At 70.8% G+C, this 18,904-nt stretch carries 20 protein-coding genes; 16 read left to right on the top strand and 4 right to left on the bottom strand.

Annotated elements, in window-relative coordinates:
- Nucleotides 1-146 precede the first annotated feature (146 nt).
- Genes Dsi01nite_RS12100 through Dsi01nite_RS12055 form a run of 10 tightly spaced genes read left to right on the top strand, consistent with a single transcriptional unit; the run spans nucleotide 147 to nucleotide 9,823 of the window.
- On the top strand, nucleotides 147-1,085 hold the full coding sequence (locus Dsi01nite_RS12100; RefSeq protein WP_203846200.1) for a phosphotransferase: 939 nt from the start codon (nucleotides 147-149) through the stop codon (nucleotides 1,083-1,085).
- 17 nt (nucleotides 1,086-1,102) lie between these two features.
- Nucleotides 1,103-2,644: an amino acid permease gene (locus Dsi01nite_RS12095; RefSeq protein ID WP_203846199.1), complete on the top strand. Its 1,542-nt coding sequence runs from the start codon at nucleotides 1,103-1,105 to the stop codon at nucleotides 2,642-2,644.
- A gap of 56 nt (nucleotides 2,645-2,700) precedes the next feature.
- Nucleotides 2,701-3,444: a FadR/GntR family transcriptional regulator gene (locus tag Dsi01nite_RS12090; RefSeq protein WP_203846198.1), complete on the top strand. Its 744-nt coding sequence runs from the start codon at nucleotides 2,701-2,703 to the stop codon at nucleotides 3,442-3,444.
- 46 nt (nucleotides 3,445-3,490) lie between these two features.
- The gene (locus tag Dsi01nite_RS12085) at nucleotides 3,491-4,822 is read left to right on the top strand and encodes a glutamine synthetase family protein (protein WP_203846197.1); all 1,332 of its coding nucleotides are present in this window, start codon (nucleotides 3,491-3,493) and stop codon (nucleotides 4,820-4,822) included.
- 5 nt (nucleotides 4,823-4,827) lie between these two features.
- The gene (locus Dsi01nite_RS12080; RefSeq protein WP_203846196.1) at nucleotides 4,828-6,177 is read left to right on the top strand and encodes an aldehyde dehydrogenase family protein; all 1,350 of its coding nucleotides are present in this window, start codon (nucleotides 4,828-4,830) and stop codon (nucleotides 6,175-6,177) included.
- Nucleotides 6,178-6,945: a 3-oxoacyl-ACP reductase gene (locus Dsi01nite_RS12075; protein WP_203846195.1), complete on the top strand. Its 768-nt coding sequence runs from the start codon at nucleotides 6,178-6,180 to the stop codon at nucleotides 6,943-6,945. It abuts the gene before it with no gap.
- Complete coding sequence (locus Dsi01nite_RS12070; protein ID WP_203846194.1) at nucleotides 6,942-7,625, top strand: gamma-glutamyl-gamma-aminobutyrate hydrolase family protein; 684 nt, start codon at nucleotides 6,942-6,944, stop codon at nucleotides 7,623-7,625. Before Dsi01nite_RS12075 ends, Dsi01nite_RS12070 begins: the two co-directional genes overlap by 4 nt.
- Before the next feature lie 4 nt (nucleotides 7,626-7,629).
- Nucleotides 7,630-8,526 carry a TIGR03619 family F420-dependent LLM class oxidoreductase gene (locus Dsi01nite_RS12065; protein ID WP_203846193.1) on the top strand — a complete coding sequence of 299 codons (897 nt, stop codon included), beginning with the start codon at nucleotides 7,630-7,632 and terminating at the stop codon, nucleotides 8,524-8,526.
- A gap of 4 nt (nucleotides 8,527-8,530) precedes the next feature.
- Nucleotides 8,531-9,250, top strand: coding sequence for a gamma-glutamyl-gamma-aminobutyrate hydrolase family protein (locus Dsi01nite_RS12060; protein ID WP_203846192.1), 720 nt, complete (start codon nucleotides 8,531-8,533; stop codon nucleotides 9,248-9,250).
- A gap of 21 nt (nucleotides 9,251-9,271) precedes the next feature.
- Complete coding sequence (locus Dsi01nite_RS12055; RefSeq protein WP_203846191.1) at nucleotides 9,272-9,823, top strand: Uma2 family endonuclease; 552 nt, start codon at nucleotides 9,272-9,274, stop codon at nucleotides 9,821-9,823.
- Here the strand turns inward: Dsi01nite_RS12055 and Dsi01nite_RS12050 are convergent.
- Nucleotides 9,794-9,991 (bottom strand): hypothetical protein, encoded by a 198-nt coding sequence (locus Dsi01nite_RS12050; RefSeq protein ID WP_203846190.1) that lies wholly within the window; start codon nucleotides 9,989-9,991, stop codon nucleotides 9,794-9,796. The genes Dsi01nite_RS12055 and Dsi01nite_RS12050 overlap by 30 nt on opposite strands.
- A 52-nt stretch (nucleotides 9,992-10,043) precedes the next feature.
- Here Dsi01nite_RS12050 and map point away from each other — a divergent pair, with 52 nt between their 5' ends.
- Nucleotides 10,044-10,901, top strand: coding sequence for a type I methionyl aminopeptidase (map, locus tag Dsi01nite_RS12045; protein ID WP_203846189.1), 858 nt, complete (start codon nucleotides 10,044-10,046; stop codon nucleotides 10,899-10,901).
- Nucleotides 10,902-10,929: 28 nt separating this feature from the next.
- On the top strand, nucleotides 10,930-11,628 hold the full coding sequence (locus tag Dsi01nite_RS12040) for a VIT1/CCC1 transporter family protein (protein WP_275423353.1): 699 nt from the start codon (nucleotides 10,930-10,932) through the stop codon (nucleotides 11,626-11,628).
- A gap of 258 nt (nucleotides 11,629-11,886) precedes the next feature.
- Here Dsi01nite_RS12040 and Dsi01nite_RS12035 read toward each other — a convergent pair whose 3' ends face one another.
- The 3 genes from Dsi01nite_RS12035 to Dsi01nite_RS12025 form a co-directional block, all read right to left on the bottom strand.
- Nucleotides 11,887-12,351 carry a nitroreductase/quinone reductase family protein gene (locus tag Dsi01nite_RS12035; RefSeq protein ID WP_203846188.1) on the bottom strand — a complete coding sequence of 155 codons (465 nt, stop codon included), beginning with the start codon at nucleotides 12,349-12,351 and terminating at the stop codon, nucleotides 11,887-11,889.
- Nucleotides 12,352-12,783 (bottom strand): ferritin-like domain-containing protein, encoded by a 432-nt coding sequence (locus Dsi01nite_RS12030; protein ID WP_203846187.1) that lies wholly within the window; start codon nucleotides 12,781-12,783, stop codon nucleotides 12,352-12,354. It lies immediately after the preceding gene.
- 206 nt (nucleotides 12,784-12,989) lie between these two features.
- The gene (locus Dsi01nite_RS12025) at nucleotides 12,990-13,454 is read right to left on the bottom strand and encodes a hypothetical protein (protein WP_203846186.1); all 465 of its coding nucleotides are present in this window, start codon (nucleotides 13,452-13,454) and stop codon (nucleotides 12,990-12,992) included.
- Between the two features lie 197 nt (nucleotides 13,455-13,651).
- On the opposite strand from Dsi01nite_RS12025, the gene rimP reads away from it, so the two are divergent.
- From rimP to infB, 4 genes are all read left to right on the top strand, one after another.
- A complete protein-coding gene (gene rimP, locus Dsi01nite_RS12020) occupies nucleotides 13,652-14,260 on the top strand; it encodes a ribosome maturation factor RimP (RefSeq protein WP_203846185.1) in 609 nt (202 codons plus the stop codon).
- A complete protein-coding gene (gene nusA / locus Dsi01nite_RS12015) occupies nucleotides 14,257-15,291 on the top strand; it encodes a transcription termination factor NusA (protein WP_203846184.1) in 1,035 nt (344 codons plus the stop codon). Before rimP ends, nusA begins: the two co-directional genes overlap by 4 nt.
- A gap of 5 nt (nucleotides 15,292-15,296) precedes the next feature.
- Nucleotides 15,297-15,596, top strand: coding sequence for a YlxR family protein (locus tag Dsi01nite_RS12010; protein ID WP_203846183.1), 300 nt, complete (start codon nucleotides 15,297-15,299; stop codon nucleotides 15,594-15,596).
- A 160-nt stretch (nucleotides 15,597-15,756) separates the two neighbouring features.
- Complete coding sequence (gene infB / locus Dsi01nite_RS12005) at nucleotides 15,757-18,831, top strand: translation initiation factor IF-2 (RefSeq protein WP_203846182.1); 3,075 nt, start codon at nucleotides 15,757-15,759, stop codon at nucleotides 18,829-18,831.
- Nucleotides 18,832-18,904 lie beyond the last annotated feature (73 nt).

Raw genomic sequence — 18,904 nt, 5'->3', positions numbered from 1 at the left:
GCAATACCGGTAAACGCGAAGATCCCTCTTGACGACCGGCTGTGGCAGGCGTTAACTGTGCCCCACTATGACGTCGATCACTACAGGCCAGAGGGTGTAAAAGGTCTGTAACCGGCGTGGACCGCGCGGCGAAGGGGCCGGGTGCCATGACTGCGGTGCCGTCCATCGCGGACCTGCTCGAGCGGGTCCCGTCGTGGGTGGGCCGCGCGGTCGAATGGCAGCGGCTGCAAGGCGGGCTGTCCCATCACATCTACCGGGTCGACGTCGACCGCGTGCCCTACGTCCTGCGGGTCCTCGAGCCGGCGGTGTCCGCGGCGGGCCTCGGCATCCCGCCGGAGCAGGAGATCGCCAACACCGTCCTCGCCGCCCGGACCGTCGGCGCGCAGGTCTACGAGGTGCTGCCGGACGTGCCGGCGGTCGTCATCGAGTTCCTCCCGGGACGGACCCTCAGCGCCGCCGAGGTGTGCCGGCCCGAGATCATCCCGTCCATCGCGACCGCCTGCCGCCGGCTGCACGCCGGCCCGGCGTTCGGCAACGACTTCGACATCTTCGCCAAGCGCGCCGAACTGCTCGACGTCTGTGCGCGGCACGACCTGCCGCTGCCGGACGGGTATCTCGAGCGATCGTCCACCGTGGACGCGCTGCGGGAAGCACTGGCCGGACAGCCCCTGCCGAGCGCGCCGTGCCACAACGACCTGCTCGCCGAGAACTTCATCGCCACCGGCGACGGCGTGCGGATCATCGACTACCAACTGTCCGGCAACAACGACCCCGCATTCGAGCTCGGCGACATCGCCGCGGAGGCCGACTACGACCCGGATCTGGTCGGCCTGCTGGCGGCGGAGTACTTCGCCGACACCGACGAGGCCCTCCGCTCGAGGGTCCGGCTGTATCAAGTCGCGTCCAACGTCACCTGGACGCTGTGGTTCACCGTCCACCATGGACTGATCGCGGGGCCTGCCCAGGCCTTCGATTACGCGGCCGAGGCGGCCGAAAAGTGGGGCCAGGCCAAGGAATCCTTGGACGACCCCGGCCTCGGTCGGCTCCTGGCGGCGGTCAGCGGAAGGAACCCCCACCACCCCTAAATCGCAAGGAGGTGCCCATGGCATCACCGACCGTCGACGCCGACGAACAACGGCTCGCCGAGCTGGGCTACAAGCAGGAGCTGCGCCGTAAGTGGAGCGGCTTCTCCAACTTCGCCATCTCGTTCTCCATCATCTCCATCCTCGCCGGCTGTTTCACCACCTTCGGCCAGGCGTGGATGAACGGTGGCCCGGTCGCCATCTCCTGGGGCTGGCCGATCATCTCGGTCTTCATCCTGATCATCGGCCTGTGCATGTCGGAGCTGGTGTCGGCCTACCCGACCGCCGGCGGCATCTACTGGTGGGCCGCGAAGATGGGCAAGCCGATCCACGGCTGGTTCACCGGCTGGCTCAACCTGGTCGGCCTGATCGCGGTCACCGCGTCGGTCGACTACGGCTGCGCGACGTTCCTGAGCCTGGTGCTCGACGCGTACACCTCGTGGGACAGCACGAACCTGTACCTGACGTTCCTGCTCTTCGTGGTGATCCTCGCGCTGCACGCCGCGATCAACATCTTCGGCCACAACGTCATCGACGTGCTGCAGAACGTCTCGGTGTGGTGGCACGTGTTCGGCGCGGCGGCGGTCGTGCTGATCCTGGTGTTCGTGCCGGAGAAGCACCAGAGCCTGGAGTTCGTCTTCACGGAGCGGTTCAACAACTCCGGCTACTCCGACGCGCTGTACTGGTTCCTGGTGCTGCCGTTCGGCTTCCTGCTCACCCAGTACACGATCACCGGCTTCGACGCGTGCGCCCACGTGTCGGAGGAGACGATGGGCGCCTCCACGGCCGCCGCGAAGGGCCTTTGGCAGTCCATCTTCTACTCGGCGATCGGTGGCTGGATCCTGCTGCTGTCGTTCCTGTTCGCGGCCAACGACGTCGAGGCGATCACCGCGGCCTACGGGTTCTCCGGCGCGGTCTTCGAGACGTCGCTGAGCTCCGGGTTCTTCAAGGCGGTCATCCTCATCTCCACCATCGGGCAGTTCTTCTGCGGCATGAGCTGCGTGACGAGCATGTCCCGGATGACCTACGCGTTCAGCCGGGACCGCGCCGTGCCGGGCTGGCAGCTGTGGTCCAAGGTGGACCGCAACGGCACCCCGGTCAACGCGATCCTCGGCGCCTCGGTGGCCGGGCTCGTGCTCACCCTGCCGGCGCTGTACAAGAGCTCGGCCGGCGTGCCCACCGCCTTCTACGCGGTGGTCTCGGTCGCGGTCATCGGCCTCTACCTGGCCTTCCTGATCCCGATCTACCTGCGCCTCAAGCTGGGCGACCGGTTCGTGCCCGGACCGTGGACGCTCGGCAGCAAGTACAAGCTGCTCGGCTGGATCGCGGTCATCGAGATCGCGGTCATCTCGGTCTACTTCATCCTGCCCTTCGTGCCGAGCGGCATCCCCGGCAACAAGGAGTTCGCCTGGACGTCGGTGAACTACGCGCCGCTGGCGATCCTGATCGTCATCGGCGGCGCCGCGCTGTGGTGGACGCTGTCGGCGAAGCACTGGTTCAAGGGCCCGATCCGCACGATCGACGAGGCGGTCGCTGAGGACACTGCCGCGGTCAAGGAGTAGGGAATGATGTGGTCCGGGCGGCGTGAGCCGCCCGGACCGCGAACCGAGGAGGGCGGATGCCGGTGGCCACTGAGCCCCTGTCGGGCGTGCCGATGTGGCGACCGGTGCGGGGCGGCAACGCCTTCGAGATCACCGTGGCACGGCTGGCCCAGGCGATCCGGCTGGGCCTGGTGCCGGTCGGCGAGCGCTTGCCACCGGAGCGGGAGCTGGCGGAGCGCCTCCAGGTGAGCCGGGTGACGCTGCGCGAGGCCATCGCCGCGCTGCGGGAGGCCGGGTTCCTCGAGTCGCGGCGGGGCCGCTCGGGCGGCACGTTCGTGGTCCGCTCCACGGGCGACTCGCACGCCGACACCGCCGAGCAGGACGCCGCCGCCCTCGCCCGCGAGATGGGCGACACGCTGCACGACGCGCTGGACTTCCGGCGGGTCCTCGAGCCGGGCGCCGCCGCGCTCGCCGCGACCCGGGCCCTGTCCGCCGCCGACCGGGCGCACCTGGTCGCCTGCCTGGCCGCGGCCCGCACCCGGGACCCGCGGACCCGGCGGGTCAACGACTCCCGGCTGCACCTGGCGATCGCCTCGGCGAGCGGCTCCACCTCGGTGGCCGCCTCGATCGCCGACGTGCAGCTGCGCCTGGACCGGCTGCTCGCGGCGATCCCGGTGCTGCGCCGCAACCTGGACCACTCCGACGCCCAGCACGAGCGGGTCGTCGAGGCGATCCTGGCCGGCGATCCGGTGGTGGCCCGCACCGAGATGGAAGAGCACTGCGATGCGACCGCCGCCCTGTTGCGCGGCCTGCTGGGTTGAGTTTATGGTTTCTTTCTAGACCTTTAGTGGTTGACAGGGGTGGACGATGCTGACGATCGAGCAGCTGCGCATCGCGGTGGACGAGGGCGAGATCGACACCGTCGTCGTGGCGGTCACCGACATGCAGGGCCGCCTGCAGGGCAAGCGCTTCTACGCCCCGCACTTCCTGGCCGAGGTCGTCGCGCACGGCACCGAGGGCTGCAACTACCTGCTCGCCGTCGACGTCGACATGAACACCGTGGACGGCTACGCGATGTCGTCCTGGGCATCCGGCTACGGCGACTTCGCGATGATCCCCGACTTCAGCACCCTGCGCCGCATCCCGTGGCAGCCCGGCACCGCGCTCGTCCTCGCGGACCTGCGCTGGCTCGACGGCGAGTCACCCGTCGCCGCCTCACCCCGGCAGATCCTGCAGGCGCAGCTGGCCGGGCTGGCCGAGGCCGGGTACACCGCCTACACGGGCACCGAGCTGGAGTTCGTGGCGTACCGCGACAGCTACGAGGAGGCCTACGCCAAGGGGTACCGCGACCTCACCCCGGCCAACGTCTTCAACGCCGACTACTCACTGCTGCAGACGGCCCGGATCGAGCCGCTGCTGCGCCGCATCCGCAACGACATGGCCGGCGCCGGCCTGGTCCCGGAGAGCGCGAAGGGCGAGTGCAACCTCGGCCAGCACGAGATCGCGTTCCGCTACGACGAGGCGCTGCGCAACGCCGACGGGCACGTGCTGTACAAGAACGGCGCCAAGGAGATCGCGTCCCTGGAGGGCGTGTCGATCACGTTCATGGCCAAGCCCAACGCGCGTGAGGGCAACTCCTGCCACATCCACTTCTCCCTCCGCGACACCGGGAGCGGGACGCGCGTCGACGAGAAGATCTTCCACCACGCCATGGCCGGCCTGCTCGCCACCATGCGCGAGTTCACCCTCATGTACGCGCCCAACATCAACTCGTACAAGCGCTACCAGGCCGGCTCGTTCGCGCCGACCGCCGTGCGCTGGGGCAACGACAACCGCACCTGCGCCCTGCGGGTCGTCGGCCACGGCGCGTCGCTGCGGGTCGAGAACCGGGTCCCCGGCGCCGACGTCAACCCGTATCTGGCGATCGCCGCGATGACCGCCGGCGCGCTGCACGGCATCCGCAACGAACTGCCCCTCGAGGACATCTACACCGGCAACGCGTATCAGGACGACACCGCGCCGCGGGTGCCGTCGACCCTGCGCGAGGCGCTCACCCTCTGGGAGGCCAGCGAGCTGGCCCGCGCCGCGTTCGGCGAGGACGTCGTCGCCCATTACGCCAACAACGCCCGGGTCGAGCTGGCAGCCTTCGAAGCGGCGGTCACCGACTGGGAACTCCAGCGCGGCTTCGAAAGGCTGTAACGCATATGCATGACGTCATCTCGCCGGTGACCGAGGAGATCGTCGCGACGGTGCCCTCCACCAGCGTGGAAGAGACCGACGCCGCGATCGCACGGGCGCACCAGGCGTTCCAGGCGTGGCGCACCGTGTCACCCGGCGACCGGGCCCGGCTGCTGCGCCGCTTCGCGACGCTCGTCGACGAGCACAACGAGGAGCTCGCCCAGCTGGAGGTCCGCAACTCCGGGCACACCATCGGCAACGCCCGGTGGGAGGCCGGCAACGTCCGCGACGTGCTCAACTACTACGCCGGCGCGCCCGAACGGCTCAGCGGGCGGCAGATCCCCGTCGCCGGCGGCATGGACGTCACGTTCTACGAACCGCTCGGCGTGGTCGGCATCATCGTGCCCTGGAACTTCCCGATGCCGATCGCCGGCTGGGGCTTCGCCCCGGCCCTGGCGGCCGGCAACACCGTGGTCCTCAAGCCCGCCGAGCTGACCCCGCTGACCGCCATCCGGCTGGGTGAGCTGGCGCTGGAGGCCGGACTGCCCGAGGGCGTGTTCACGGTCCTGCCGGGCAAGGGCTCGGTCGTCGGCGAGCGGTTCGTCACCCACCCGCTCGTGCGCAAGGTCTGCTTCACCGGCTCCACCGACGTCGGCAAGCGCATCATGGCCGGCTGCGCCCAGCAGGTGAAGCGGGTGACCCTCGAGCTCGGCGGCAAGAGCGCCAACATCGTCTTCGCCGACGCCGACCTGGCCAAGGCCGCCGCCGGCGCGCCGGGCGCGGTCTTCGACAACGCCGGCCAGGACTGCTGCGCCCGGTCCCGGCTGCTGATCCAGTCGTCGGTCTACGACGAGTTCATGGGCCTGCTGGAGCAGTCGGTGCAGGCGTTCCGCTGTGAGGACCCCGCGCTGGAGACCGCGCAGATGGGCCCGCTGATCTCCGCGGGCCAGCTGGCATCGGTCAGGTCCTACGTGGACAAGGTGGCGATCGAGGGCACCGCCCCCGACGGCCCCGGCTACTGGATGGCCCCGACCGTGCTGATCGCCGAGTCCGCCCAGGACCGGCACTGGCGCGAGGAGATCTTCGGCCCCGTGCTGTCGGTGCTGCGCTTCGACGACGAGGCCGACGCGATCCGCCTCGCCAACGACACCGAATACGGCCTGTCCGGCTCCATCTGGACCGGCGACCTCGGCCGCGGCATCCGCGTCGCGCGGGGCGTCGAGGCCGGCAACCTCAGCGTCAACTCCCACTCCTCGGTGCGGTACTGGACGCCCTTCGGCGGCGTGAAGCAGTCCGGCCTCGGCCGTGAGCTCGGCCCGGACGCGGTCGCCGCGTTCAGCGAAGTCAAGAACGTCTTCTTCAGCACGGAGGTCTAAGTGCAGGCTCGTCTCCAGGACCGGGTCGCGGTCATCACCGGCGCCGGCAGCGGCATCGGACTCGCCACGGCGCGCAGGTTCGCGTCCGAGGGCGCGAAGGTCGTCGTCGTCGACCTGAACGCCGACGCGGGCAAGGCCGCCGCCGAGGAGGTGGGCGGCGAGTTCGTGGCCGCCGACGTGTCCGACGAGGAGGCCGTCAAGGCGCTCTTCGACGGCGTCGCCGAGCGGTACGGCCGGCTCGACATCGCCTTCAACAACGCCGGCATCTCCCCGCCCGACGACGACTCGATCCTCGACACCGGGCTCGAAGCCTGGGAGCGGGTCCTCAAGGTCAACACGACCAGCGTGTACTTCTGCTGCAAGTACGCCATCCCGCACATGCGCGCCCGGGGCAAGGGCTCGATCATCAACACCGCCAGCTTCGTCGCGCTGCTGGGCGCCGCCACCTCGCAGATCGCCTACACGGCGAGCAAGGGCGCCGTGCTGTCCATGACCCGTGAGCTCGGCGTGCAGTTCGCCCGCGAGGGCATCCGGGTCAACGCCCTGTGTCCCGGGCCGATCGCCACCCCGCTGCTCATGGAGCTCTTCGCCAAGGACCCCGAGCGGGCCGCGCGCCGGCTGGTGCACGTGCCGATGGGCCGCTTCGGCGAGCCCGAGGAGATCGCCGGCGCGGTCGCGTTCCTCGCCAGCGACGACGCGTCCTTCATCACCGCCTCCACGTTCCTCGTCGACGGCGGCATCACCGGCGCGTACGTGACGCCGCTGTGACCCCACTGGTAGGGATCACCGCCTACGTGGAGCCCGCCCGCTGGGGCGTGTGGGACACGCGGGCGGTGCTCGTCCCCGAGGGATACGTGCGGATGGTGCGGGAGGCCGGCGCCCGGCCGGTCGTCCTGCCGCCGTTCCCCGACGGCGGCGCCGACCTCGTCCGCCGCCTCGACGGGCTCGTCCTGGTCGGCGGCGCGGACATCGAGCCGGTGCACTACGGCGCGCCGGCGCACCCGTTGACGAAGACCCGGCCGGACCGCGACAGCGGCGAGCTGTCCGTCCTCGCCGCCGCGCTCGACGCCGACCTGCCGGTGCTCGGCGTGTGCCGGGGCATGGAACTGCTCGCCGTCGCCTGCGGCGGCACGCTCGTGCAGCACCTGCCCGACCTGCTGGGCAACGAGCGGCACCAGCCGAGCCCGGGCGTCTACGGCGCGCACCCGGCCCGCTTCGCACCCGGCTCCCGGGCCGAGGCGATCTTCGGGGCGACGGCGGAGGTCAACTCGTATCACCACCAGGCCGTCGACGACCCCGGCTCGCTGACCGTCACCGGCTGGGCCGACGACGACGTCATCGAGGCCGTCGAGGACCCGGCCCGCCGCTTCGTCCTCGGCGTGCAGTGGCATCCGGAGGAGGCGCTTGACGTCAGGCCCTTCGCGGCGCTCGTCCAGGCGATACGTTGAAGTCATGCGCGTCGGGTTCGGATTGCCGGTGTCAGGATCATGGGCCACCCCCTCGCTGCTCGCGGAGGTGGCCGTCGAGGCGGAGCGGCTCGGCTACGACTCGCTGTGGACCTTCCAGCGGCTCCTGGCCAGCGACGCGGCCGCCGTCTACGAAAGCGTCCTGGACCCGATCGTCGCGCTGACGTTCGCCGCCGCCCGCACCAGCAAGATCCGCCTCGGCGTCGCCGTGATCAACGCGCCGTTCGTGTCGCCGGTGGTGCTCGCCAAGCAGGTCGCGACCCTCGACGTGCTCAGTGGCGGCCGGGTCGACCTCGGCCTGGGCGCCGGCTGGTCCCCGGACGAGTTCACCGCCACCGGCGCCTCGCCCGAGCGGCGGGGCGCCCGGATCCGCGAATACGTCGCCGTGCTGCGGGCGCTGTGGTCCGGCGAGGCGTCCTTCGACGGCGAGTTCTACACCGTGCCGCCGAGCCGCATGGAACCCCGCCCGGTCCAGCGCCCCGGCGTGCCGATCCTTCTCGGCGGGGCCGTCCCGGCCGCGATCCGCCGGGCCGGTGAGATCGGCGACGGATGGATCAGCCGCTCTGCCACCGACCTGTCCGACATTTCGTCGGATGTCGCGTTGGTACGGGAGGGCGCCGTGTCCTCTGGTCGCGCTTCGCCCCGGATCGTCTGCCGTGGTGTGCTGAAGGTCACCGACCTCGAGCTCGACGCTGACGGGCGGGCGCCACTGTCGGGCACCTACGAGCAGATCCGCGAAGGTGCCGCCTGGCTCGGCACGCAGGGCGTCACCGAGGTCTTCCACGACCTCAACTGGGATTCCTTGATCACCCTCGACCCGGCGGCCGCGCGGGATCGGGCCCTGAGGATCCTGCACAACCTCGCACCCGTGGGATTAGGTTGATGACATGTCGCGACCGGTGATCGGACTGACCACCTACGCCGAGGAGACCCGCTTCGGGCTCAACGACACCTTCTCGGCCGTGCTCCCGCTGTCCTACGTGCACGCGGTGCACGCCTCCGGCGGCCGGGCCGTCCTGGTGACCCCCGATGACCCCGACATCGACGTCCTCGACGGGCTCGACGGGATCATGTTCACCGGCGGCTCCGACGTGAACCCCGACCTGTACGGCGAGCCGCCCCACGCCACCACGAAGGTCAAGCCCGAGCGCGACACGGCCGAGCTGCTGCTCATGCGCGCCGCCCTCGCCCTCGACCTGCCGCTGCTGGGCATCTGCCGGGGGATGCAGCTGATGTGCGTCGCCTACGGCGGCCGGCTCCACCAGCACCTGCCCGACGTCCTCGGCCACAACGACCACCGCCCGGTCAGCGGCCCGAAGTTCGGCGAGCACCCGGTCGTCCTGACCGGTGGCACCCTCGCCGCGAAGATCCTCGGCGACGCGGTCATGGTCAACTCGTTCCATCACCAGGGGTGCGCCGATCCGGGCTCCCTGGTCCCGACCGGCTGGTGCCCCGACGACAACCTCATCGAGGTGGTCGAGGACCCGTCGAAGTCGTTCGCCCTCGGCGTCCAGTGGCACCCGGAGGACACCACCGACTTCAGGGTCTTCGCCGCCTTCATCGAAGCCGCCCGCACCCGCCGCGACCCAATAGCCATACGGCCCTAACCTCTGCTAGGCTCCCTCTTCATGAAGGTGATGGACATGTTGGTCGAAGTTCCCGACGGTGACGAGCTCGATGACGGTCTCCTCACAGTGAACGACGTGCTGCGCATGCCTCCCCGTCGTGGATATCGTTTCGAGCTGCATGAGGGAGTGCTGCGAATGACGCCGCCACCGGCGTGGAAACACCAACGGGCTGCGTACCGCATCGAGCGGTTCTTTGATGACGCAGGGCGTGCGATGTGCCACGAGAACGGCATCAGGTTCGACGGCCGCAACTACCGGATCCCGGACGTCTTGGTGCTCAGGCAGGACGTCGAGCTTGACGAGGAACGTTCCGTCCATCCGCCGGAGATCTTCGAGATCTTGGTCGAGGTCGTCTCGCCGAGCTCTGTTGAGGAAGACCAGCTCGTGAAGGCCAAGCTCTACGCCAAGGCGGGCATTCCGCAATATTGGCGGATCGAGCCACGGCAGGCGGGCTATGTCGTGGTGATCGGCCATCTGCAAGACGGCCAATATGCGACGGTCCGCGAGGTTCCCCTGGACGAGCTACTCGCCGGTGGTGGCGGACTCGGCTGAGGTGCGGCGGTCGATGCGCAGGTCGGGGGCCGACTCGCGGTAGTGCTCGCGGTCGTCGGAGTCCCGCAGGATGGCCTCGGCCTGGGCCTTCGGGTCGTCGCTGCCGGCGGCCAGCTCCTCGGGCAGCAACTCCCCGGCGCGGCTGTTGACACGGTCGTCGTCGATCATGCACCGGGGTTACCCAGACCACGGCGAGTTGATGCGCGTTAGGCTTTTCGGCATGACGGTCCGCGCTCAGCTTGTCCCCGGCACGCAAACACCATGGCGTCAGGTTCCGGCCTCGATCGCGCGACCCGAGTATGTGGGGAAGCGTGCGCCCAGCAAGCACCGTGGGTCGGACGTGCAGACCCCGGAGATCATCGAGCGGATGCGGCTCGCGAGCCGGCTCGCGGCGCAGGCGACCGAGCTGGCGGGTGAGCACGCCAAGCCGGGGGTGACGACCGACGAGATCGACCGGGTCGTGCACGAGTTCCTCTGCGACCACGGGGCGTATCCGTCGACGCTGGGCTACAAGGGGTTCCCGAAGTCGTGCTGCACGTCGCTCAACGAGGTGATCTGCCACGGCATCCCCGACTCGACCGTGATCGAGGACGGCGACATCCTCAACGTCGACGTGACCGCGTTCATCGGCGGGGTGCACGGCGACACCAACCAGACCTTCTGCGTCGGCAACGTCGCGGAGGAGGACCGGCTGCTGGTCGAGCGGACCCGCGAGGCGATGATGCGCGGCATCCGCGCCGTCGCGCCCGGGCGCCCGCTCAACGCGATCGGCCGGGTCATCGAGGCCTACGCGAAACGCTTCAACTACGGCGTGGTGCGCGACTTCACCGGTCACGGCATCAACGAGGTGTTCCATACCGGCCTCTACGTGCCGCACTACGACAACCCGCGGCTCACCACGGTCATGGAGCCCGGCATGACGTTCACGATCGAGCCGATGATCACGCACGGCACGCACGACTACGACATCTGGAAGGACGGCTGGACGGTCGTCACCAAGGACCGCCGGTGGACCGCCCAGTTCGAGCACACGATCGTGGTGACCGAGGACGGCTTCGAGATCCTGACGCTTCCGTGACCGGGACTCTGATCCGGGCCGTGAGCGCGTGACGCATCCGGCGGCCGAGGACGCGCATCATCATGCCGACGTGTCCGGTGGGTGGTTGCGGGCGGCGGTGTTCGGGGCGATGGACGGGCTCGTCACCAACATCGCGCTGATCGCCGGGGTCGGCGGCGGCGGGATCGCGCCGCGCACGATCGTGCTCACCGGCACGGCCGGGCTGGTCGCCGGGGCGATCTCGATGGGGCTCGGGGAGTTCACCAGCGTCCGGGCGCAGAACGAGCAGATCGCCGCGGAGGTCGCGAAGGAGCGGCGGGAGCTGACGAAGTTTCCGGAGGCGGAGGCGGAGGAACTGGCCCGGATCTGGGAGCGGCGCGGGCTGCCGGCCGAGCTGGCCCTGCAGGTCGCCTCCACGCTGGGCCGGGACATCGACGAGGCGGTCCGGGTCCATGCGCAGGAGGAGCTCGGCGTCGACCCGGACGACGCGCCCAGTCCCTGGGTCGCGGCCGGGTCGTCGTTCGTGTGCTTCTCGGTCGGGGCGCTGGTGCCCCTGCTGCCCTACCTGCTGGGCGGCACGAGCCTGTGGCCGGCGCTGGCCGCGGGCGGGGTGGGGCTGTTCGTCGCGGGGGCGCTGATCTCCCGGTACACCCGCCGGCGCTGGTGGGCTTCGGGGATCCGGCAGCTGCTGCTCGGGGCGGCGGCGGCCGGGGCCACATATCTGGTCGGTCGACTGATCGGCGTGTGAGTCAGTCGCGGTGAGTGGGTCGCGGTGTGAGTGACCTGGCCCGTCCGGGAAGGTGATGGTCTTCCCGGACGGCAGGGCTCACGAGACGGTTGTCGTTAACGACGCGGCTGCATCGTCGGACCGGCCCAAGCGGTGCGGCGCATGTCGGTCTCCTCTCGTTCGGACGCTCGTGGCGTGATGCAACGATCGTCGCGGAGTGGACACGTCCATGGGGTCCTGCGCCCTTGCGATGGCACGCTTTCGGGAGTACCGGAGGTTTCAGATCCCGCGCAGCCGAAATATCCGGATTTCTCGCCCCGCGGCCCGTTCCTGGTACGTGCTGTACGCGGGCCAGCTGGCGATCAGCACGTCGAGCAGCCGGGCGCGTTCGTCGTCCCGTACCAACGCCGCGGTTGCTTGTAGCTCTTGCTTTTTCCAGGTGATCGCGCAGCGGGGGTCGGCGAGGAGATTGCTGGTCCACGCCGGGTGGTGCGCCTGGCCCCAGTTGGAGCCGATCACGATGAAGTCGTCGCCGTCGCGGACGAACAGCAGCGGCTGGGAGCGCGGCTGGCCGGACCTGCGGCCGGTGGTGGTCAGCAGCAGGGTGTTGACGCCGGCCGCGTTGATCGGCACGATCCGGCCCTTCGAGCGGTGCTGCAGCCACCGGTCGAGGCGCACCACGCGCCGGGCCGCGGCGGCGAACCACGGCCGGTGCCCGAGCCGCTTGAGGATCCTGCCGAACATCTAGGCCTTCCCGGGGAACGGGCTGGTGAGCGGGGTGGTGCCGGCGACCTGGCGGAGCCCGGCGCCGCGGGTGGCGCAGTCGACGAGCGCGTCGAGGGCGAGCTTGCGCACCTCGCCGGCGGTCGGCGCGAGCGCGAGGCGCCACTGCGCGGCGGTGCGGTCCTCGACCAGCGCGAGCAGCTTCAGGGCCGAGGCGCGGTCGGTGACCGGGAACGGCATCGTGTAGGCGGGTGCCGCCGGCGGCGGGTTCACCCCGGCCCCGGACAACCGGACCACCAGGGCGTCCCGGCGGGTGCGGTGGGCGGCGTCGGCGGCGCGGGCCAGGCCGATGGTCCCGGAGTCGAGCTTGGCGCCGGCGACACCGTAGGCGTAGATCGCGGCGTGCTCGGCCTGCAACGCGGCGACCAGCCGTTCGTCCGCGGGGGTGGTCATGCGTCCTCACTTCGTTCCGGGCGCCTGACCCGATACTGGGCTGCTGATGACCGGCCCGAGGCGCTTCGCTGGCCGGTCATGCGTCCTCACTTCGTTCCGGGCGCCTGACCCAACACTGTTCCTCCGATGACCGGCCCGAGACGCTGCGCTGGCCGGTCATGCCGGCACCTCGGCGTGGGTGGCACCGCGGCGGCTGGCGGGGATCGTCATGTCAGCACCTCTACGTGGGCGGCGCGGCAGGCGGCGATCGAGCCGAGCAGGGCCGCGCGGTAGGACGGGGCGGCCAGGCAGGCGCCGGTCGCGTCCTCCTGGCCGGCCTTCTCCAGGCCGGCGAGCTCCTTCACCACGGCCGCCTGGTCCTGGACGACCGGTCCGGCGGACGCGCTCGCCGCCGGCATGGGGCCGTTCTCGTCGAGGCCCACCTCCCGGGCGAGCGCGACGACGTGCGCGGCGTGGTTGTCCTTGAGCGGGCCGAGCCGGTCCTGCAGCGCGGGGAACGCGGTGAGGATCTCGGCGTAGCGGTCCCGCAGCGCGACGGTGCGGGTGAGCAGCGGCAGCAACACGTCCGGCGCGGGATGCCAGGTGGCCGCGGAGCGCTTCGGAATGTCGCAGGCGGTGAGGGTCGTCAACGCCGCGGCGGCGCCGGCGAGGACGGCTCTACGGGAGGACACGCGCACAGTGAACACTATCCGGCCGTTTTTCGGTGCACACGACCCACCGGTGGGCGCACCGTCGCGGTGCGGTGGGAGCGCCGCCGGAACGCCTGAGGTCACCGCGCGTTACGCTCTGCGGAGAGCCGCCCGCGCATTCGGTCGCAGGCGGCGTGCAGCCGTGCGCCCGTAGGGCGGTGCAGAAAGAGGTGTCGATCATGGCTCAGCAGCGGGATCGCCGCGCCGGCGGTTCGCGGGATGCTGGGGTCCGCGACGCCGGTGCGCACCGCGAGCGACTGCGGAAGGTGGTCGAGCCCGTCGTGGTGGCGGCCGGCTACGACCTGGAGGACCTCGACGTCAGCCGGGTCGGGCGGCGCCACCTGCTGCGGGTCGCGGTCGACAGCGACAAGGGCGTCGACCTGGACGCGGTCGCCGAGGTGTCGCGGGCGGTCTCGGCCGCGCTGGACGAGGCCGAGGCGGCCGGCGACGAGCTCATCGCGGGGGAGTACGAGCTGGAGGTCGGCTCCCGTGGGGTCGACCGGCCGCTCACCGAGCCGCGGCACTGGCGGCGCAACCGGACCCGCCTGGTGCTGGTCGACGTCGCCGGCGTGCCCGTGACGGGCCGGGTGACGGCGGTGACGGACTCAGGGGTGACCCTGGACGTGGAGGGCACCGCCCGGACGGTCGCGTTCGAGGACCTGGGCCCCGGCCGGGTGCAGGTGGAGATGAAGCGGCTCGCCGAGCTGCCCGAGGACGAAGACGACGACCTGCCCGAAGACGAAGACTTCGATGATGACGACGACGAGGAAGGGGAGGACGAGGCGTGAACATCGACCTGGCGGCGCTCCGCGCGCTGGAGCGTGAGCGGGAGATCCCGTTCGAGACCATCCTCGCGGCGATCGAGACCGCGTTGCTGACCGCCTACCGGCACACCGAGGGGGCCAACTCGCACGCCCGGGTCGAGATCGACCGCAAGACCGGTGCGGCCTCCGTGCTCGCGCAGGACCTCGACGACGACGGCACGATCGTGCGTGAGTACGAGGACACCCCGCACGACTTCGGCCGGATCGCGGCGATGACCGCCAAGCAGGTCATCCTGCAGCGGCTGCGCGAGGCGACCGACGAGGCGCACTTCGGCGAATACGTCGGGCGCGACGGCGACCTGGTCACCGGCGTCATCCAGGCGCACGACGCGAGGACCGAGAAGGGCATCGTCTCGATCGACCTCGGCAAGATCGAAGGCCTGCTGCCCGCCGCCGAGCAGGTCCCCGGCGAGCGCTACGAGCACGGCCAGCGCATCAAGTGCATCGTGGTGCACGTGGTGAAGGGCTTCCGCGGGCCGCAGGTGACGCTGTCGCGGTCCCACCCGAACCTGGTGAAGCGGCTGTTCGCCCTCGAGGTGCCGGAGATCGCCGACGGGACCGTCGAGATCGCCGCGATCGCGCGCGAGGCCGGCCACCGCACCAAGATCGCGGTGCGCACGACGGTCTCCGGGGTGAACGCAAAGGGTGCCTGCATCGGCCCGATGGGGCAGCGGGTCCGGGCCGTCATGAGCGAGCTGCACGGTGAGAAGATCGACATCATCGACTGGTCGGAGGACCCGGCCCAGTTCGTCGGAAACGCACTTTCTCCGGCGAAGGCGCTCAACGTCGAGGTCGTCGACGCGGGCAACCGGGCCGCCCGGGTGACCGTCCCGGACTTCCAGCTTTCCCTGGCCATCGGGCGTGAGGGCCAGAACGCACGGCTCGCCGCGCGGCTCACCGGGTGGCGTATCGACATCCGCCCCGACAACGCTCCGGAGGCCGGCGTCGATCACGTCACGGGCCCGGGCGCGGCACAAGCCGAAAGCGCAGGGTAGACTTCTTGTCGGTACGTCGCACGCCCCCGGTCCGCACCTGTGTTGGTTGCCGGAAGCGTGCGTCATCCTCCGAATTACTGCGGTTTGTCGCGATTGAGTCCGGCCATGACACGTTCCTGGCCGTTCCTGATCCGGCCCGCAGACGGCCGGGCCGGGGAGCGCACCTGCATCCCGATCCGGCTTGCCTGGCGCTAGCGGAGCGTCGGCGCGCCTTCGGGCGGGCCTTACGCCTCGCCGGAGTCCTGGACACCGGTCCGCTGGCCGAAGCCGTCGCCCAGGCGGCGGCATTGGAGCAATCGCAGTGATCGGAACCGCCGATGGTGGGCGCGTGATCGCCCCACCCGGACACGCAAGGTAGGACGACGGACATGAGCACACGATGAAGTCCCTGAGATGACCAGGCTTCAAGTGCACGAGTGAGGTCGGCGCGGACCTATGCCGCCCGGCCTCGAGGTGAGGAGTTCAGTGGCAGGCAAGGCCCGCGTACACGAGCTGGCGAAAGAGCTCGGGGTCGAGAGCAAGACCGTGCTCGCGAAGCTGCAGGAGCTTGGCGAATACGTGAAGTCCGCATCCAGCACGGTGGAGGCGCCAGTGGCGCGCCGGCTGCGAGCGAGCTTCGAATCCGGAGGGTCCGCACCAGCGCCCTCGGCTTCTCCTGCGCCGGCATCGTCGGCTCCTTCGGCAGCGCCCGTGCCCTCGGCACCGCGTCCGAACCCGGCCGTCCCGGCAGCCAAGCCCTTCGCGCCCCCGAAGCGGCCGCAACCGCCCGCGGGCGGTGGCCCAGGTGGTGGTTCAGGAGGCGGGCCCGGCCCGCGTCCCGGTCCGCCGCGCCCGGCGCCCGTGGTCAAGCCGACGAGCGCACACGACATCGAGGTGGCGGCCGCCGAGCAGCGTGCCGCCGCACTGAAGGCGGACCAGGAAGCGGCCATGAAGGCCGCCAAGGAGGCCCGCCAGCGGGAGACCACCCGGCGCGAGCAGGCGCCGCCGCCCAGCGGTGGCGCACCTTCGCCCGGCCCGCGTCCCGGACCGGCGTCGCCGGCCCCCGCACCGGGTGCCGCTCCGGCTTCCGGTGCTCCGCGTCCCGGCCAGGGGCCACGTCCCGGCGGCGCACGTCCGCCGGCGCGTTCCCCGGGCAACAACCCGTTCGGCGTGTCCGGCGGCGCCCCCGCGCGCCCGTCGCCCGCCGGTAACATCCCGCGGCCGAACCCGTCCGCGATGCCTCCGCGGCCCAACCCCGCCTCGATGGGCGGCCCCCGGCCGAACCCGTCGCAGATGCCGAGCCAGCGTCCGGGTCGCCCGGCCGGTGGCCCCGGTGACCGTCCCGGTCGTCCGGGTGGCGGTCCCGGCGGTGGCGGCGGTGGCTTCCGTGGCGGTGCCGGTGGCGGCGCGGGCCGTCCCGGCGGTCCCGGTGGCGGCGGCGGTGGCTTCCGTCCCGGTGGCGGCGGTGGCGGCGGTGCCGGTGGCGGCTTCCGTCCCGGTGGCGGCGCGGGCGCCGGTGCCGGTGGCGGTTACCGCGGCGGTCCCGGTGGCGGTGGCGGCGCGCCCGGCGCGGGCGTCGGCGGTGCCGGTCGTCCCGGTGGCGGCGGTGCCGGTGGTCGTGGTCGCGGTGGCGGTGCGGCGGGTGCCTTCGGGCGTCCCGGTGGCCGGCCGACCCGTGGCCGCAAGTCCAAGAAGCAGCGCAGACAAGAGTTCGACAACCTGTCCGCGCCGACGATGGGCTCGGGCGCTCCCAGGGGTCAGGGTCAGACGATCCGGCTTCCGCAGGGTGCCTCGCTGTCCGACTTCGCGGACCGGATCAACGCCAACCCGGGCTCGCTCGTCCAGGAGATGTTCAACCTGGGCGAGATGGTGACGGCGACCCAGTCGTGCACCAACGAGACCCTGGAGCTGCTCGGTGCGCACCTCGGCTTCGAGGTCAGCATCGTCAGCCCCGAGGACGAGGACCGCGAGCTGCTCGCGCGCTTCGACATCGACATCGATGCCGACGTCGACGAGGAGCGCCTGGTCATCCGGCCGCCGGTCGTGACCGTCATGGGTCACGTCGACCACGGTAAGACCAAGCTGCTCGACGCGATCCGCTCCACCAACGTCGTGGCCGGCGAGGCCGGTGGCATCACCCAGCACATCGGTGCCTACCAGGTGCACGTGCCGCACGGCGAGGACGGTATCGACCGCGCGATCACCTTCATCGACACCCCGGGTCACGAGGCGTTCACCGCCATGCGTGCCCGTGGTGCGCAGGCCACGGACATCGTGGTCCTGGTGGTCGCGGCCGACGACGGCGTCATGCCGCAGACGATCGAGGCGTTGAACCACGCCCAGGCGGCCGAGGTGCCGATCGTGGTCGCGGTCAACAAGATCGACAAGGAGAACGCCAACCCGGCGAAGGTCCGCCAGGAGTTGACGCAGTACGGCCTCGTCGCCGAGGAGTACGGCGGCGAGACCATGTTCGTCGACATCTCCGCGAAGAGCCGCATCAACATCGAGGGTCTCCTCGAGGCCGTGCTGCTCACCGCCGACGCCGCGCTCGACCTGCGCGCGCCGATCGACGGTCCGGCGCAGGGCATCGCGATCGAGTCGCACCTCGACCGCGGCCGTGGCCCCGTCGCCACCGTGCTGGTGGAGAAGGGCACGCTCAACGTCGGCGACTCGATCGTCGCCGGCCGCGCCTACGGGCGTGTCCGGGCGATGCTCGACGAGAACGGCACGCCCGTCCCGTCCGCCGGTCCGGCCCGTCCGGTCCTGGTGCTCGGTCTGACCTCGGTGCCCGGCGCCGGTGACACGTTCCTTGCCACCGACGACGACCGCACCGCGCGCCAGATCGCCGAGCAGCGGCAGGCTCGCCGGCGCGCGGCCGAGATGGCCTCGCGCACCGGCCGGGTCACCCTGGAGAACCTGTTCGACCAGCTCAAGGAGGGCGAGAAGACCACGCTCAACCTCATCCTCAAGGGTGACGGTTCGGGTTCGGTCGAGGCGCTCGAGGACGCACTGGTCAAGATCGTCGTCTCCGACGAGGTCCAGCTCCGGATCATCCACCGGGGCGTGGGCGCCGTCACGCAGGACGACGTCAACCTGGCGAGCGCGTCCGACGCGATCGTCATCGGGTTCAACGTGCGGGCCGAGGGTCGCATCCGCGAGCTGGCCGACCGCGAGGGCGTGGAGATCCGGTACTACACCGTCATCTACCAGGCCATCGAGGAGATCGAGACCGCGCTCAAGGGCATGCTCAAGCCGATCTACGAAGAGGTCGAGCTCGGCTCGGCGGAGATCCGCGAGGTCTTCCGCTCGTCGCGCTTCGGCAACATCGCCGGCTGCATCGTCCGCACCGGGCTCATCCGGCGCAACAGCAAGGCGCGCCTGCTCCGCGACGGGGCTGTCATCTCTGACAACCTCACCATCGCGGGCCTGCGCCGCTTCAAGGAAGACGCCACCGAGGTCCGCGAGGGCTTCGAGTGTGGTATCACGCTCGGCAACTTCAACGACATCCAGCTCGGTGACGTCATCGAGACCTGGGAGCTGCGGGAGAAGCCGCGCGGCTGATGATGCCGCAGAGCTGAGAGGGGCCGCCACGGAATCCGTGGCGGCCCTTTCTTTGATGTTGGATTCGGGCGTA

This window comes from Dactylosporangium siamense, assembly GCF_016862795.1.
In the GTDB taxonomy this organism is placed as follows: Bacteria; Actinomycetota; Actinomycetes; order Mycobacteriales; family Micromonosporaceae; genus Dactylosporangium; species Dactylosporangium siamense.
The sequence above is the reverse complement of the archived record's forward strand: the minus strand, read 5'-3'. Positions and strand labels throughout refer to the sequence as shown.

What these genes read in the sequence shown, in the direction of transcription:
- Dsi01nite_RS12085 (WP_203846197.1), top strand. Translation starts at nt 3,491, where the DNA reads ATGCTGACGATCGAGCAGCTGCGCATCGCGGTGGACGAGGGCGAGATC.
- Dsi01nite_RS12080 (WP_203846196.1), top strand. Translation starts at nt 4,828, where the DNA reads ATGCATGACGTCATCTCGCCGGTGACCGAGGAGATCGTCGCGACGGTG.
- Dsi01nite_RS12030 (WP_203846187.1), bottom strand. Translation starts at nt 12,783, where the DNA reads ATGACCACCCCCGCGGACGAACGGCTGGTCGCCGCGTTGCAGGCCGAG.
- Dsi01nite_RS12090 (WP_203846198.1), top strand. Translation starts at nt 2,701, where the DNA reads ATGCCGGTGGCCACTGAGCCCCTGTCGGGCGTGCCGATGTGGCGACCG.
- Dsi01nite_RS12060 (WP_203846192.1), top strand. Translation starts at nt 8,531, where the DNA reads ATGTCGCGACCGGTGATCGGACTGACCACCTACGCCGAGGAGACCCGC.
- Dsi01nite_RS12095 (WP_203846199.1), top strand. Translation starts at nt 1,103, where the DNA reads ATGGCATCACCGACCGTCGACGCCGACGAACAACGGCTCGCCGAGCTG.
- Dsi01nite_RS12035 (WP_203846188.1), bottom strand. Translation starts at nt 12,351, where the DNA reads ATGTTCGGCAGGATCCTCAAGCGGCTCGGGCACCGGCCGTGGTTCGCC.
- Dsi01nite_RS12100 (WP_203846200.1), top strand. Translation starts at nt 147, where the DNA reads ATGACTGCGGTGCCGTCCATCGCGGACCTGCTCGAGCGGGTCCCGTCG.
- Dsi01nite_RS12065 (WP_203846193.1), top strand. Translation starts at nt 7,630, where the DNA reads ATGCGCGTCGGGTTCGGATTGCCGGTGTCAGGATCATGGGCCACCCCC.
- Dsi01nite_RS12050 (WP_203846190.1), bottom strand. Translation starts at nt 9,991, where the DNA reads ATGATCGACGACGACCGTGTCAACAGCCGCGCCGGGGAGTTGCTGCCC.
- map (WP_203846189.1), top strand. Translation starts at nt 10,044, where the DNA reads ATGACGGTCCGCGCTCAGCTTGTCCCCGGCACGCAAACACCATGGCGT.
- rimP (WP_203846185.1), top strand. Translation starts at nt 13,652, where the DNA reads ATGGCTCAGCAGCGGGATCGCCGCGCCGGCGGTTCGCGGGATGCTGGG.
- Dsi01nite_RS12055 (WP_203846191.1), top strand. Translation starts at nt 9,272, where the DNA reads ATGAAGGTGATGGACATGTTGGTCGAAGTTCCCGACGGTGACGAGCTC.